This window comes from Alistipes dispar, assembly GCF_006542685.1.
Lineage (GTDB): Bacteria > Bacteroidota > Bacteroidia > Bacteroidales > Rikenellaceae > Alistipes > Alistipes dispar.
In genome coordinates this window covers 1,002,266-1,017,163 of record NZ_AP019736.1, presented here as the reverse complement: position 1 = coordinate 1,017,163, position 14,898 = coordinate 1,002,266, and the positions used below count along the sequence as shown (strand labels likewise).

14 protein-coding genes and 2 tRNA genes are annotated in these 14,898 nt (G+C 61.8%); 4 read left to right on the top strand and 12 right to left on the bottom strand.

Annotated elements, in window-relative coordinates:
* Positions 1 to 11 precede the first annotated feature (11 nt).
* Both rpsA and FME97_RS04590 read left to right on the top strand, forming a co-directional pair.
* Positions 12 to 1,823, top strand: a complete 1,812-nt coding sequence (gene rpsA, locus FME97_RS04595; RefSeq protein ID WP_141428089.1) for a 30S ribosomal protein S1 — start codon at positions 12 to 14, stop codon at positions 1,821 to 1,823.
* Positions 1,824 to 2,304: 481 nt separating this feature from the next.
* Positions 2,305 to 3,225: a DMT family transporter gene (locus FME97_RS04590; protein ID WP_141428088.1), complete on the top strand. Its 921-nt coding sequence runs from the start codon at positions 2,305 to 2,307 to the stop codon at positions 3,223 to 3,225.
* A gap of 129 nt (positions 3,226 to 3,354) precedes the next feature.
* Here FME97_RS04590 and rplI read toward each other — a convergent pair whose 3' ends face one another.
* From rplI to thiL, 4 genes are all read right to left on the bottom strand, one after another.
* Positions 3,355 to 3,795 carry a 50S ribosomal protein L9 gene (gene rplI / locus FME97_RS04585; RefSeq protein WP_141428087.1) on the bottom strand — a complete coding sequence of 147 codons (441 nt, stop codon included), beginning with the start codon at positions 3,793 to 3,795 and terminating at the stop codon, positions 3,355 to 3,357.
* Positions 3,796 to 3,814: 19 nt separating this feature from the next.
* Positions 3,815 to 4,093, bottom strand: coding sequence for a 30S ribosomal protein S18 (rpsR, locus tag FME97_RS04580; RefSeq protein ID WP_141428086.1), 279 nt, complete (start codon positions 4,091 to 4,093; stop codon positions 3,815 to 3,817).
* Positions 4,094 to 4,096: 3 nt separating this feature from the next.
* A complete protein-coding gene (gene rpsF, locus FME97_RS04575) occupies positions 4,097 to 4,441 on the bottom strand; it encodes a 30S ribosomal protein S6 (protein WP_141428085.1) in 345 nt (114 codons plus the stop codon).
* Positions 4,442 to 4,618: 177 nt separating this feature from the next.
* Positions 4,619 to 5,653, bottom strand: coding sequence for a thiamine-phosphate kinase (gene thiL, locus FME97_RS04570; RefSeq protein WP_141428084.1), 1,035 nt, complete (start codon positions 5,651 to 5,653; stop codon positions 4,619 to 4,621).
* 95 nt (positions 5,654 to 5,748) lie between these two features.
* Here thiL and FME97_RS04565 point away from each other — a divergent pair, with 95 nt between their 5' ends.
* A complete protein-coding gene (locus FME97_RS04565; protein ID WP_141428083.1) occupies positions 5,749 to 6,324 on the top strand; it encodes an adenylate kinase in 576 nt (191 codons plus the stop codon).
* Between the two features lie 111 nt (positions 6,325 to 6,435).
* Here FME97_RS04565 and rpsT read toward each other — a convergent pair whose 3' ends face one another.
* The 4 genes from rpsT to FME97_RS04545 all read right to left on the bottom strand — a co-directional run bounded on the left by rpsT (position 6,436) and on the right by FME97_RS04545 (position 8,884).
* Positions 6,436 to 6,687 carry a 30S ribosomal protein S20 gene (gene rpsT, locus FME97_RS04560; RefSeq protein WP_141428082.1) on the bottom strand — a complete coding sequence of 84 codons (252 nt, stop codon included), beginning with the start codon at positions 6,685 to 6,687 and terminating at the stop codon, positions 6,436 to 6,438.
* A gap of 217 nt (positions 6,688 to 6,904) precedes the next feature.
* Positions 6,905 to 6,976 (bottom strand) — tRNA-Glu (locus FME97_RS04555).
* A gap of 147 nt (positions 6,977 to 7,123) precedes the next feature.
* Positions 7,124 to 7,882, bottom strand: a complete 759-nt coding sequence (locus FME97_RS04550; protein WP_141428081.1) for an ABC transporter ATP-binding protein — start codon at positions 7,880 to 7,882, stop codon at positions 7,124 to 7,126.
* Complete coding sequence (locus FME97_RS04545) at positions 7,883 to 8,884, bottom strand: iron ABC transporter permease (protein WP_141428080.1); 1,002 nt, start codon at positions 8,882 to 8,884, stop codon at positions 7,883 to 7,885.
* Positions 8,885 to 9,162: 278 nt separating this feature from the next.
* On the opposite strand from FME97_RS04545, the gene FME97_RS04540 reads away from it, so the two are divergent.
* A tRNA-Pro gene (locus tag FME97_RS04540) sits at positions 9,163 to 9,237 on the top strand.
* Between the two features lie 1,182 nt (positions 9,238 to 10,419).
* On the opposite strand, the gene FME97_RS04535 is transcribed toward FME97_RS04540, so the two are convergent.
* From FME97_RS04535 to FME97_RS04520, 4 genes are read right to left on the bottom strand one after another with little or no spacing between them, the layout of a single operon-like run.
* Complete coding sequence (locus FME97_RS04535) at positions 10,420 to 11,451, bottom strand: DUF4961 domain-containing protein (protein WP_141428079.1); 1,032 nt, start codon at positions 11,449 to 11,451, stop codon at positions 10,420 to 10,422.
* Between the two features lie 18 nt (positions 11,452 to 11,469).
* Positions 11,470 to 11,934, bottom strand: a complete 465-nt coding sequence (locus FME97_RS04530; RefSeq protein ID WP_141428078.1) for a hypothetical protein — start codon at positions 11,932 to 11,934, stop codon at positions 11,470 to 11,472.
* 18 nt (positions 11,935 to 11,952) lie between these two features.
* Positions 11,953 to 13,335, bottom strand: a complete 1,383-nt coding sequence (locus FME97_RS04525) for a DUF5005 domain-containing protein (protein ID WP_141428077.1) — start codon at positions 13,333 to 13,335, stop codon at positions 11,953 to 11,955.
* 28 nt (positions 13,336 to 13,363) lie between these two features.
* Positions 13,364 to 14,887: a RagB/SusD family nutrient uptake outer membrane protein gene (locus FME97_RS04520; RefSeq protein WP_141428076.1), complete on the bottom strand. Its 1,524-nt coding sequence runs from the start codon at positions 14,885 to 14,887 to the stop codon at positions 13,364 to 13,366.
* Positions 14,888 to 14,898: the final 11 nt, after the last annotated feature.

The window sequence follows — 14,898 nt, the reverse complement described above, 5'->3', positions numbered from 1 at the left end:
AAAATTCCACAATGGAAGAAGTAAAGAATGTAGTCGCAAACGCGGATTTCGACTGGAACGCCTTCGAGAACGATCTGGGCGTGTACGACCAGCCGAAGGAGCAGATCGCCGAGGAGTATGACAAGACGCTGTCGAACGTCGCCGTCGGAGAGGTGGTCGAGGGCACGGTGACGGCCATCACCAAACGCGAGGTGATGGTGAACATCGGCTATAAGAGCGAGGGCGTGATCCCCGTATCGGAGTTCCGCTACAACCCCGACCTGAAGGTGGGCGACAGGATCGAAGTGTACGTCGAGTCGGCCGAGGACAAGAACGGCCAGCTGTCGCTGTCGCACAAGAAGGCCCGCCAGCTCAAGTCGTGGGACCGCGTGAACGAGGCGCTGGAGAAGGACGAGATCATCAAGGGTTACATCAAGTGCCGCACGAAGGGCGGCATGATCGTGGACGTCTTCGGCATCGAAGCCTTCCTGCCCGGTTCGCAGATCGACGTGAAGCCGATCCGCGACTACGACGTATATGTGGACAAGACCATGGAGTTCAAGGTGGTGAAGATCAACCAGGAGTTCCGCAACGTGGTCGTGTCGCACAAGGCGCTGATCGAGGCCGAACTCGAGGCGCAGAAGCAGATCATCATGTCGAAGCTCGAGAAGGGGCAGATCCTCGAGGGAACCGTCAAGAACATCACCTCCTACGGCGTGTTCGTCGATCTGGGCGGCGTGGACGGTCTGATTCACATCACGGACCTCTCGTGGGGCCGCGTGAACCATCCCGAGGAGATCGTCAAGCTCGACGAGAAGATCCGTGTCGTGATCCTCGACTTCGACGATCAGAAGAAGCGCATCGCGCTGGGTCTGAAGCAGCTCACCCCGCATCCGTGGGAGGCTCTGGATCCCGATCTGAAGGTCGGCGACAAGGTTCGCGGCCGCGTGGTCGTGATGGCCGACTACGGTGCGTTCGTGGAGATCGCTCCCGGCGTGGAGGGTCTGATCCACGTTTCGGAAATGTCGTGGAGCCAGCACCTGCGTTCGGCTCAGGAGTTCATGAAGGTCGGCGACGAGGTCGAGGCCGTCATCCTGACGCTCGACCGTTCGGAGCGCAAAATGTCGCTGGGCATCAAGCAACTGACGCCCGATCCGTGGGAGAATATCGAGGTTAAGTATCCCGTCGGCACGAAGTGCAATGCCAAGGTGCGCAACTTCACGAACTTCGGCGTGTTCGTCGAGATCGAGGAGGGCATCGACGGTCTGATCCACATTTCGGACCTGAGCTGGACGAAGAAGGTGAAGCACCCGGGCGAGTTCACGCAGGTGGGCGCCGACATCGAGGTCGTTGTGCTCGAGATCGACAAGGAGAACCGCCGTCTGTCGCTGGGTCACAAGCAGTTGGAGGAGAACCCCTGGAACGAGTTCGAGACCCGCTTCCCCGTGGACAGCATCCACGAGGGCACGATCACCGAGATGACCGACAAGGGCGCCGTCGTATCGCTGGGCGAGAACGTCGAGGGCTTCTGCCCCGCACGTCAGCTCGTGAAGGCGGACGGCACGACCCCGAAGGCGGGCGACAAGCTCGACTTCAAGGTGCTCGAGTTCTCGAAGGCCACCAAGCGCATCACCCTTTCGCACCTGCGTACGTACGATGACGCACGTAAGGAGGCCGTCGCCGCCGAGAAGGCCGAGAAGCGTGCCGCCGCCGACGCTACGAAATCGACGGTGAAGAAGATCAACGCTTCGGTCGAGAAAACGACGCTGGGCGACATCGCCGGTCTGGCCGCTCTGAAGAGCGCCATGGAGGCCGCCGCCAAGAAGGAGGAGGAAGGGAAGTAATCCCGACTGACTCGGCGGAATCGCTTCCGCCGCACGGTAAGCCGCGGACGCGCAAGCGTCCGCGGCTTTTTCGTGCGTATGTCGTCTGCGTATGTCCCGTTTTGTTCTGTGTTCCGTTGCCGCTGTGTCCGCTTCGTGCCCGTTCCCCGCGTATGGCTGTCCGCTTATCCGCCTTGCCCTATTTGTCCGCTATCCTCTGTCCGCACGGTCGGTCCCGGAATTCCCGCTTTCTGTCCTGTGTATCCCTCCGCGCCCTGTTCCCCGCTTTTCGCTCGCCGTGCCGCCGGGGCGGGGCGGTGTCTTGCCGGAACGGAATGACGTCCTGCCGGGGTGAAGCGGTGTCCTGCCGGGCGGTTTCGGGAACTGCCCTTCGGGACGGGGCCTTTGCGGGCGACGGGATGCCCGCCCTTTCGGCGTCCCCGGGGCGGACGGAGACATCCGCGGGCATCGTTTTTGCTTTCCGCAGGGAAACTCGGAACGCATGAACCGCTTGAAACCGCATCTGGCCCTTTTGACGTGCAACGTGGTCTGGGCCCTGGATTATCCCTTTTACAATATCGTGCTGCCGTATTACGTGCATCCGATGGCCATGATCTCGGCTTCGCTGATCGCTACGGCGCTGTTGTCGCTGATCCCGCTGCTTTGGGAGCGGGCGGAGCGGGTCGAACGGGCGGATATCCGCAGGCTGATCGGCGCCGCGCTGCTGATCGGCGTGCTGCGCAAGGTGTTTCTCATGTACGGACTGTCGAAAACCTCGCCGATCGACGGCTCGATCATCGACACCGTCGTTCCGCTGCTGGTGCTGCTGCTCTCGGTGGCATTGGGGATCGACCGGTTTACACGGCCGAAGGTCGCGGGTCTCGTGCTCGGCATGGCGGGAGCCGTGGCCGTGGTGCTCACGGGGGCCGCCCCGGTTCATGCGCATTCGCAGCTTTGGGGGAACCTGCTGGTCTTTGCGAGCGCGTGCGCCACGGCTTTCTATATGGTCTGGTTCAAGCGGCTGGTCGGCAAATACCGCATCACCACCGTGCTGCGCTGGCTCTATTGCATCGCGGCGGTCATGGCGCTGCCGTTCGGATTCGGGGAGATCGTGCATACCGATTTCGGCCGGATCGCGCGCCATGCGTTGCTGCCGACTCTTTTCGTGCTCTTCGTGCCGACCTATGTGCCCAATCTGCTGCTCAACTACGCCCTCAAGTCGGTCGAGCCGACCGTGACGAGCATATACACCTACCTGCAGCCCGTGCTGGCGATCGCCGTCTCCGTGGCCATGGGGCTGGACCGCCTCCATTTCGACACGCTGGTCTTCGCCGCAGTGATCTTCACGGGCGTCGGACTGGTGCTCCGCTCCTATGCCGGGAAGTCCCGTGCGGCGGAGGGACCGGATGCCGGGCCGCACTGATCTCCGGACGGAGACGGGGCCCGGCATCCGGAGCGGTCGTGCCGGAGGTGTTCCGGTGTCTCCGGACACGACGAAAAAAAGGGAGGGCGAAACATCGCCCTCCCTTTTTCGTTTGCGGATTCCGGAACCTTATTCGGCTGCGGTAACCGAGAATTTGATCGTAGCCTTGACCTCCTTGTGCAGACGGGCCGTAGCCTCGTACTCGCCGACGGTCTTGATGGCGTCCACCGTGATCTGCTTGCGGTCCACGGTGATGCCTTTGGCTGCGAGAGCCTCTGCCAGGTCGGTGGCGGTGACCGTACCGAAGAGCTTGCCCTCCTCGGCCTTGACGGCCAGCGACAGCGGCAGGTTGGCGATCGTCTCGGCCAGCGCCTGGGCGTCGGCCAGAATCTTGGCATCCTTGTGGGCGCGCTGGCGGAGGTTCTCTGCGAGGACCTTCTTCGCGGAAGCCGTGGCGGCCTTCGCGTAGCCCTGCGGGATCAGGTAGTTGTTCGCATAACCGGGCTTCACGTTCACGATGTCGTTGGCGTAGCCCAGCTTCTCCATATCTTTGATCAGAATTACTTCCATGGTCGTCTCCTCCCTTTAATTATTTCATGCAATCGGTTACGAAGGGCAGAATGGCCAGATGACGGGCGCGCTTCACGGCCTGTGCCACCTTCTTCTGGAACTTCTGCGAGGTTCCCGTCAGGCGGCGGGGCAGAATCTTGCCCTGCTCGTTGAGGAACTTCTTGAGAAATTCGCCGTCCTTGTAATCGACGTATTTGATGCCGAGCTTCTTGAAGCGGCAGTACTTCTTCTTCTTGACGTCTACCGAAACGGGGTTGAGGTAACGGATTTCGGATTGCGGTTTGTTCTCCTGTGCCATGGTTTACTCCTCCTGCTTGTTAGAAAGTTTCGCACGACGTTTCTCCGAGTACTCTACGGCATACTTGTCCTGCTTGAAAGTTAAGAAACGGATCACGCGCTCGTCGCGGCGGTACTGCGTTTCGAGGGCGTTCACGATGGAACCCTCGCCCGTGAACTCCACGAGGAAGTAGAAACCGGTGGTCTTCTTCTGAATGGGGTAGGCGAGCTTCTTGAGGCCCCACGACTCCTTGTTCACGATCTGACCGCCGTTCTCGGTGATGACACCCTGGAATTTGTCAGCGACCTCCTGCACCTGCTGATCGGAGAGGACCGGCGTGACAATGAAAACGGTTTCGTAATTGTTCATGACGTTTTTAATTAATTGTTTTCGTTCCCTTTTCGGGACCGCAAAGATAGGTATAAATCGGGAAATATCAAACTTTTCGCGCTTTTTTCGCACTTCGGTTTCCGATCTCCCGGTCCGTCCGCCCCGTGCGGAGCCCGTCCGGGACGGGCGTCTTGCCGGAAACGGCGCGCGGAGGGGCTATTTCTCCGGGAATCCCTGCGCCTTCAGTGCGATCTCCTGCCCGTCGGGCGTGACGAGGAAGCAGCCCGTCGGGTCGGGCGTGATGTGGCCGATCACGTCCACCAGTCCGAGGCGCATCACCTGCTCCTGCATCGAAAGGGGCACGGTGAAGAGCAGCTCGTAGTCCTCGCCGCCGTTGAGCGCCGCAACGACCGGATCGGCGTGCATCTCCTCGCAGAGCGCCGAAGTCTGCTGCGCGATGGGGATGCGTTCGAGATAGATGCGGGCGCCGCAGGAGGAGGCCTTGCAGAGCTGCATCAGATCGCCGGCCAGACCGTCCGTGAGGTCGATCATCGCCGTGGGGACGATCCCCTCCTCGGCCAGCGCGTCGAGGATGTCGGTGCGGGGGCGGGGCTTGAGGTATTTTTCGAGCAGGTATTCGTATCCCTTGAACTGCGGCTCGGGATTCGTCACGTCGGAGAGCACGCGCTTCTCGCGTTCGAGCAGGCGCAGCCCCATGAAGGCGGCCCCGAGATTGCCCGTGATGCAGATGAGGTCGTGCAGTCGGGCCCCGCTGCGGTAAACGATCCGCTCCTTCGGGGCGTGTCCCAGCGTCGTGACGGTGACCGCAAGGCCGGTCATCGAGGCGCGCGTGTCGCCGCCCGCGAGGTCCACGCCCAGCTCGTCGCAGGCGAAGCGGACGCCTTCGTAGAGGTCGTCGAGCGCCTCGACGGGCAGTTTCGCGGAGACGCCGAGCGACAGGACGATCTGCGACGGGCGGGCGTTCATGGCCAGAATGTCGCTCACTCCGGCCGTCACGACCTTGTAGCCCAGGTGTTTGAGCGGGAAGTAGGTGAGGTCGAAATCCACGCCTTCGAAGAAGGAGTCGGTCGAGCAGAGCAGCTCCTCGCCCGCGGGGGGCGCGATGACGGCGGCGTCGTCGCCGACGCCCCGCAGGGTCGAAGGGTTCTTCGGCGAAAAGCCGTGCGTCAGGCGGTCGATCAGTCCGAACTGTCCGAGCGCGGCGATCTCGGTGCGTTTCTTGGTCTCCATGTGCGAGTCGAATTTTCGACAAAACTAACGATTCTTTGCCGTTTCTCAAAAATTAGCGTAATTTTGTCCGTTCAATCACAAAAACGGATTCGGATATGATAAACATTGTCTTATTCGGCGCTCCGGGCTGCGGCAAGGGTACGCAGGCGCAGCGGCTGAAGGAGCACTACGGCATCGACCATGTTTCGACGGGCGAGGTGATCCGCGACGAGATTCGCCGCGGCACGGAGCTGGGCCGCAGCATGGAGCAGTACATCAGGGAGGGCCGGCTGGCTCCCGACGAGATCGTGATCGGCATGATAGCCAACTACGTCGCCGGCCACAAGGAGGCCAAAGGGTGCATTTTCGACGGGTTCCCGCGCACCACGGTGCAGGCCGAGGAGTTCGACAGGATTCTGGCCGGGCACGGACTGAAGGTGGATATCATGGTGGACATCCACGTTCCCGAGGAGGAGCTGGTGAAGCGTATCCTGCTGCGCGGCAAGGATTCGGGCCGTGCCGACGACGCTTCGGAGGAGGTGATCCGCGGACGGCTGGACGTCTATCGCAAGCAGACGGCCGTGGTGGCGGATTACTACGCTTCGCAGAACAAGTATGCGTCGGTGGACGGCGTCGGCACGATGGACGAGGTGTTCGGCCGCATTGCCGCGGTGATCGACGGGCTGAAGTGATCCGGCGCTCTTCCGCCACGAAAAAAGCTGTCCCGAAAGGACAGCTTTTTCTTTTCTTGGTTGCGGGAACGATTCGGACCGGCATTCGGCCGTCCTCCCCTTCCCGGCCCGTCAGAGGGCGTTCACGTGAAGCTGGATGGCGCTCTTGAGGTTGGCGGCCTTGTTCTTGTGCATGATGTTGTGTTTGGCCAGCTTGTCGAGCATAGCCGTTACCTTCGGAAGCAGGGCCTCGGCGGCGCTCTTCTCGGTCGTCGCGCGCAGAGCCTTCACGGCGTTGCGGGCCGTCTTGTGATACAAGCGGTTGTGCGCACGCTTGGTCACCGTCTGACGGATTCTTTTCTTCGATGACTTATGGTTTGCCATAATTCGTTGTGTGTTTATTTTTTACTTCAATCTTTATCCCTGCGACAGCCGTGGCTGCTTGCGGATGGACCCGGGGTCCGCTCCTGTAATGAATAATACCCGTCGGACGCCCTTCCTTCCGTCGCGTTCCGTTCGCGGGTCCGCCTCTTTCGCGCGCCGGCTTCGCAGCCTGCCCCCCCCCGATACGGATGCGCCGGTCGTTCCGGCATCCCTCGTGTAGCCCATAGCAGAATCGAACTGCTCTTTCAAGAATGAAAATCTTGCGTCCTAACCGATAGACGAATGGGCCTTTACCACTATCGCCGACCCCGCAAGGGGAGGCTTTAGCGGTGCAAAGGTAAGCAAAAAAGCGTACGGTGCAAAAAATATGTCGAAAAAATCCGTTTTTTTGCCTGAAGACCCGCTTCGGGATGCGCCGGAACGCATTTCCGCGGGATCAGCGGAGCTTCACGGTGCGGGTCTCGGGGTCGAAACGGGCGCTTTCGCCCGCGAAGAGGCGTTCGATGAGGCCGCTGCGAGCCATCGCCCCGGCCGGGAGCAGGTGCAGGGACGGGGTGTCGATGAGCGCGACGGCGTCGCAGAGCGACAGCGCTATGTCGAGGTCGTGCGTCGAGAAGAGAATGCACTTGCCCTCGTCGCGGGCCAGCCGCCGCAGGAGCGAGGCCAGCTCGTAGCGGTTCGGGAGGTCGAGGAACGCCGTGGGTTCGTCGAGCAGGATGACGGGCGTGTCCTGCGCCAGCGCCCGGGCGATCATCACGCGCTGGCATTCGCCGTCGGACATCCGGTCCATCGTCTTGCGGGCGAAGGCGCTCATGCCGACCAGTTCCAGCGCGCGGTCCACGGCGGCGCGGTCGGCCGCCTGCATCCGGCCGATCCAGTCGGTGTAGGGCGCGCGCCCCAGCGCCACGACGTCGCGGCAGGGAAGGTTGGCGATCCGGACCTTGTCGGTGGTGACGAAGCCGACGGTCCCTGCCCGCTGCCGGGGCGGGAGCTCTGCGAGCGGGCGGCCGCACAGCTCCACGCTGCCCCCGGCGACGGGTCCCAGTCCCGCGATGGCCCGCAGCAGGGTGCTCTTGCCCGTGCCGTTGCGGCCGATCAGGGCGGTGAGGGTCTGCGGGGCGAAGTCGGCGGAGACGTCCTCCAGCAGGCGGCGGTCGCCGTAGGCGAGCGTGATATGTCGTAGTGCGATGCTCATTCAGAACAGGTTGCGGTTACGGGTTACGACGAAGATCACGACCGGAATGCCCATCAGGGCCGTGATGGTGTTGATCGGCAGGGCGAAGTGTTTGGCCGCGAGGTCGCAGACGAGCAGCAGCGCGGCGCCGGCGAGCATCGAGGCGGGCATCAGGATCCGGTGGTCGGCCGAGGCGAACGCCATGCGCGCGAGGTGCGGAACGGCCAGCCCGATGAATCCCACGGGACCGCAGAACGCCGTGACGGTTCCGGCGAGCAGCACGGTGGAGAGGAAGATCAGCAGGCGCGTGCGCCGGATGTTCAGTCCCATCGTCCGGGCGTAATTTTCGCCCAGCAGCAGCAGGTTGAGCGGTTTGATGACGGCGACGGCGAGTACGAGGCCCGCCGAGACGACGGGAAGCAGCAGGGCGAGCTGGCTGCCCGTGACGTCGCCCAGCGATCCCATCGTCCAGACGACGAACGACTTGAGGGCGGCTTCGTCGGAGAGGTATTGCAGGATCTCGACGACCGAGGCGACGCCCGAACCGAACATCATGCCGAGGATCAGGATGACCATGATATCCTTGATCCGGCGGCTGACGGCCAGAATTGCCGCCAGCACGAGCGCCGCGCCCAGCCAGGCCGCGCCGGCGATTCCGAGCGACTGGACGAAGGTGTGTCCCGAGACTCCCAGCAGCGGGGCGCCCAACAGGAAGAGTGCGACGCCCAGCGAAGCCCCCGAACTGACGCCCAGCACGTAGGGACCGGCCAGCGGGTTGCGGAAAAGCGTCTGCATCTCCAGGCCGCTGGCGGCAAGGGCGGCCCCGGCGGCGAGGGCCGTGACGGCTTTCAGCAGCCGGATTTTGAGAACGATGTCCTGAAGGGCGGGGTCGCCCGCCTTGCCGGTCAGCGCCCCCCATATCTCGCCCGGGGAGACGTACACCGATCCCACGGCGAGGTCGGCCACGAACAGCGCGGCGGTGAGCAGCGCGAGCAGCGTGAAGAGCAGGGCGGTTCGGGTCATCGGTTATTCGAAAGAGTTATGGAGGTCTTCTTTTCCGTTTTCATTTTTCGTCTCCGTCTTTGTTCCGGTAGATGCGCGAGCTGTGAATTCGCATATTATCCGTCTGTTTGTCAGTTGATTGACTGGCCGGATGGCTGCTGCGGCAGAGATTTCGGAATATCGAATACGGCGATTCATCAGCACAAAAGTAGAAAAAAATGGGACAGAAATATGTTTTTTTGAAAATTGTCCTTATATTTGCAGTCCCAAACCGGAGCTAACGGCTTCGGTGGCGGAATCGGGGCGTAGCTCAGTCCGGTTAGAGTACACGTCTGGGGGGCGTGTGGTCGCTGGTTCGAATCCAGTCACCCCGACTGATGGAAAGGCTTGACGGTCGAAGACCGTCGGGCCTTTTTCTTTTGCTGTCGGCCGGTTCGTTGGATTCCGATTCCGGTTTGCGTGGGTGGGCATATTCGGGATGATTCGGGAACACGGGACATGGAGACTGCGGTTTCGGCCGAAAAAACGGGGCCGCCGGCACGAACCGGACGGCCCCTCCTGCGTGTGTGTTGCGTCACTGTACGACGAATTCTTCTCCGTCGCGGATCCGCAGGGTGTGTGTATGAGGCTGCTGCGCCGCAGTCTCGAGGGTCGAAATGGATAAGCGGGGAGCGTACGGTCCCGCAGAGCGACGGATGTCCGGACGGCTCCGGAAAAATTCCGGGGCGAATCATGGATGCCGGGCATTGCGCTTTGAGGGGACAATCCGTCCGAAAACGACGAAACTTTATCCGGAATCTGTCCGGTGACCGGTCAGGGGCTTGGAGAGCGTTTTCCCGCCTGCATTCGAATCGTTTCCATTCGGCATATCCTCATTCGGTTTCAAATGGTTCCAAGGACATGCACGGATTCCTGACTTTCAAACGAGTACTACCAATACTCCCACAAATAGCCAAGAACCGTGCATAATACGTCCTTGGCTGTTCTTTGTGGGTGAGTTGCTTTGGTAGTTTCGTTTGATTGAACAGCCAAACATACTTTCGGGTATGTTCGTATTTCAAATATAGCGAATATTGTAGATATTATCCAAATTTTAGAATAAAAAATTGATGCAGGACGCATTTATTGTTCTTCAGGACCGATCCATGTCGGATGGATATCGGAATCGCGCCGGACGATGACGGGGCTGGTTTGCGGGGAAAGACGATGCGGCGTTCGGTGCCCGGTCTGCGGAATGTCCGTGTGGGACCGGAGGAAAAATCGAATGGCAGGCTGCGGAAATCCGGCGGGTCGGAGCGACGGCGGACCGGGTCGGGACGGTACTGCGGCCCGGGCGGGGCGCGAGGCGGGGGGGGTGAATTGCGCCGCGTGTTCGAATCGGGAAAATTCGGGCCGGTTTCGGTTGTGCGGCTGCGCCGGACGGAACCGGCCGTTCGTTCCGGAACGATTCCCGGATCGGTCGGGGCGTCATGATGAGGAGAACGCTCGAAAAACGGCCGAAGGGACCGTGCCCGGGTATTTCCCGGCCGGTCCCTTCGGTCGTGTGTGGGGTGGGATTATTCCACGGTCTCCGAGACGAGGAAGTCCTCGCCCGAGGCAGGGTCCGTCACGACGATGCTCCGGTCCTCGTTGGTGAAGTGGAAGTAGGTGGCTTCGATCTCGGCGTCGGCCGGCAGGCCGAAGAAGTGCCGCGGGTAGATGTATTTCTGGTAGGCCGTTTCGCTGATCTTCTCCATGAGGGTCTTGTCGCTGATTTCATCGACGATCACCTCCTTGCCGCCGTCGTACACGGCCTTGCCCCAGAGATAGACCTTCTCCTGGCCGTTCAGGGCGGTCTCCGTCGAGCCGGATACGGCGGAGAATTTCACCGAGAAGATGTCGCCGTAGCCGAATACCGACGGGACGGTCGATACCAGGCTCTCCACCGTGTAGTCGAGCATCGGCAGGTCGCCGCCCGTCACGGTCAGCACCTTCGACTTCTCGTTCTCCTTGTAGCGCCGGTTGCTGCCCTTGCCGTCGTCGCCGCCCACGTCGAAGCCCTTGTTCAGGCTGCACCAGCCGTAGCCCATGAAGCATTTGATGGCCTGCGGGCCGGTCTTGAGGCGGATTTTCACCGTGCCGACGATCGGTTCCTTGCCGTTTTCGCGCTGGTCGTTCACGTCGAACGACGTCTTCGACTGGAAGATCACCCATTCCATCGGGCCGGTGTTGCCCATCAGGCCGATCTGGCTCTGGTAGGCGTCCGGCCAGGGCAGGCCCGTGCCGGGCTCGATGGCGCCCTCGGGGATCGGCGTCATCTGTTCGTCCACGACCTCGGCGAATCCCTGATTGACGTACCCTTCGGTGGTCAGCGTCAGCGAGGCGTTCTCCCGGATGTTCCAGGCCTTCGGCGCGAGAATCGCGAAGGCGATCTCCGAGCGGTGGTCGGTCTCGGCCGTGAACTTGATCTTCACCGAAATGTCTATGTCGCTGTTCACCTTCGCATCCTCGGGATGGATGATCTCCACGATCTCCATGCAGCCGATGCCGATGAGCGGCAACGCGACGGCGGTCATTATCCAATATTTGAATCTGTTCAGAGGTTTCATAACGCGTTCCGGGTTAAATTATTCGACAATCTCCTTGAAAGTGTACTTGTAGTTGAGCTCCTCGCAGTCGAGCTGGAACGGGACCGAGAACTCGCCGTTCTGGAAGTAGGCGACGACGTTGTCCGTCCCCTTGATCCGCAGCTCGTTGGGCAGCGCCTCGGTGTCCAGGTAGCATTCGACCTCGCCCGAGGGAATCTCGAAGGCGTAGGGCGAGAAGGGCACGTCGCCGTTCGAAAACTCGAGGCTGGCCATCCGGTTGTCCTTGACGTGGATCGTGAAGCGCAGCGTGCCGAAGAAGTCGAACTTCTCCGCCACGTCGATTCCGTTGATGTTCATAGGGTCGTACTGGAGGACCTGGCGGATGCCGTATTTTATGTCGTAGGTGCTCGGGTAGTCGGACGACATACGGTCCGAGACATCCTCGCAACCCGTGAGCGCCGCGCAGGCCGCCGCGCACGTGAGTATCAATGCGTATTTTTTCATGGTTTCTGTTTTTTGTGGTTATCGCTTGCTGTTCAATATCCGGTCGATTCCGATCCAGAAGAAACGGGGCCGGTAGGTGCTGACGTCGCTGAACTGTTGTGAGAACTCTTCGGTATTGACGTTGTAGCTGACGAGGATCATGCCGTCCTTTTCGAACTGGGGGTGCGCCATGGCGTTGTAGGTGAACAGTTTCCTGTTCTCCATGGCGGGAATCCTGTAGATCAGCTGCTTGTTGCGCCACGGTCCCGCGGGGCTGTCCGACGTGAAGGTGTAGATCTCGCCGCTGTTGTAACGCTTGTTCTGCGTCAGCAGCACGTACTTGTCGCGCAGGCGGAAGACGTTGAACTGCGAGGAGACCGGCACGCTCGCCAGCCCTTCGAGCCGCTCGGCGGCCGATGGGTCCGTGCTCCAGCCCGAACCGGTGTAGTACTCCCAGTCGGTGCAGAGTTTCGCGGGGGTGGTGCGGGCGACCAGCACCTCGGAGATCGGATCGGCGTCGTTGGTGACGTCCACCTGGGCATAGACGTAAACGTAGTCGCCGTCGTTGAGCGCGGCCATGCCGTAGTGGATGTCCTCCGAACCGCGGAAGGGAATGCGGGTCGTGCGCCGCAGCGTCAGCGAGGGCAGCTCGTACTCCAGAATGTCGGTCGTCTCGTAGCGGAATCCCCACATGCCCTCGGCTCCCTGGTACATGACCGTCTGGAAGACGTAGAGCGTGTTGCCCTCGACGAATCCGTGGCCGGGCCAGTACCATTTCCTGCTCTCGTCCGATACGCCCGGCGGTACGGCCGCCGAGGCGTTCCCGTCGCCTCCGGCGCCGTAGATCGCGCTCACCCGCCCCTCGTCGTAGAGAATGTAGGTGTTGCGGAACATGTGGTCGGAGGTCGGGCGCTGGCCGTTGGTCACCGGCCCGATGTAGGAGTCTCCCATGAGGAAGATGCTCCGGCCGTCGGGCAGGGGGATCGAGTAGGTCCCGTCGCCGCCCGTGACGCTGCCCCGGTCGGGGATCAGCGTCGCGGCGGTCGTCTTGTCGAGGCCGTCGATCACGACGTCCGTCTTGGCCGTCTTCACCACCTCGCCGCCGGCGACGAGCGACAGGTAGACTGCTACGGGTTCGTTGTACGGCACGTGCGTCAGCAGGCACGAGGTCTCGTCGCGGCCGACCGTCAGTACCTGCTGCGACTTGTTGTCCGTGATCCGGTAGCTGTCGAACTGGATGCGGTCGTCGGTCAGCTCCCACGAGAGGAAGAGCGAGTCGGCGTTCGACGAGAACGTCACGGCCGCGAACGACTCCTCGTCGTCGAAGATGTTGGGTCTGCGGTGTGTGGCCTCGGTGCTGCATGCCGCCGCGAAGGCCGGCAGCAGGCACGGGAGGACCGCATATCTGAATCGGAATTTCATCTCACGTTTTTTTGACGTTCCCGGCCGGTTATTTCCGTACCAGGTTGGGGTTCAGACGTTTCTCGCGGAGCGGGTAGGGCAGCAGCAGGTCGGCCTCCTCGAAGCGTGCGCCCTCGGTGTGGCCGGGGGTCTGGCAGCCGATGAGGTCCACGATCTGACCTGTCGTGGGATTCAGTGCCTTGCGCGTGCGCAGCATGTCGTACCATGTCTGGGTCTCGAAGCAGATCTCCCAGAAACGCTCCTTGAGCACCTGATTCACGTCGATCTTCGAGGGCTTCTCCTCGTCGGGCAGGGCGCGGTGGCGGACCATGTAGTAGGCTTCCACGGCGTCCGTGTCGGTGGTGGAGCCGCCGTCGGCCTGCGCCTTCGCCTCGGCCATCATCAGCAGGACGTCGGCATAGCGCAGCAGGGCGTAGTTCATGCCCGACTTGCCCGTTTCGGCGGCGCTGGCGTCCCAGTACTTGTAGATGAAGGGAGCGCCCAGCTCCACGACGCCCGAGCCGTCCTGCGCCTCGTGCTCGGTGTAATAGTAGCCCTTCTCGGCCGTGCGCAGGTCGCCGGCGGGGTAGGACTCGTAGAAGGCCTGTGCGGGAGCCAGCGCTCCGCCGTACGCGCCGTTCTGCGAGATCGCCTTCGAGGGTTCGGGATAGGGCAGCATGTCGTTGTGCACGGGGGAGCCGGCCCGGTCCGCTTCGCGCTGGATCATCCAGATGAACTCGCCCGAATTGGCGTTCGCCGGGTCGCGCATCTCGGCGTAGGTGTCGAACAGGCGGAACTGCCCGCTCTCGTACACCTCGTGCGCCTTCTCGTAGGCCATACGGTAGTATTCGCCGCCCTTCTGCAGGGGATAGCCGGCCATCGTGAGATAGACCTTGGCCAGCATCGACTTCACGGCTCCCTTCGTCACGCGGCCGTCGGTGCTCGTCCAGGGGGCGTTCTCCATCAGTTTCTCGGCCTGCGTGAGGTCCGTGACGATCACTTCGTAGATCGCCTCCTCGGACGACAGGGGCAGTTGCGCCTGCGACAGGTCGGAGGTGGTCTTCTTCTTCAGGGGCACGGGGCCGTAGAGCCGCACGAGGTTGAAGTAGTTGTACGCGCGGAGGAAGTAGGCTTCGCCCAGCAGCTTGTTGCGGGTGTCCTCGGCGATCTCCACGTTCTTGGCCGCCTCGATGCCGGCGATCACGCCGTTGCAGTTCTCGATGGCGAAATAGGAGGACTTCCAGAGGTTCTCGACGTGGGTGCTCTCCTCGGTGACGGAGAGGTTGAGCGCCTGCGAGAGGTAGAGGCTGCTCGCGGCGCGCGGGCGGATGCCGTAGCCGGGCAGGTAGTCCAGGAAGATGAAGTTCTGCGTGCCCACCTCGATGTCGCCGTCGAAGATGTCGTCCACGAAGGTGTAGAGGCCGTTCACGCCGGCGGTGATCTGGTTTTCCGTCTGGAAGTAGTATTTCGGCGAAAGGAAGGTCTTGGGCGACTCCTCGAGGAACGAGTCGCACGACGACAGCGCCGCCGTCGCGGCGAGCGCCCAGCCGATGTTCAATATCTCTCTTTTCATAGGGATTCGGT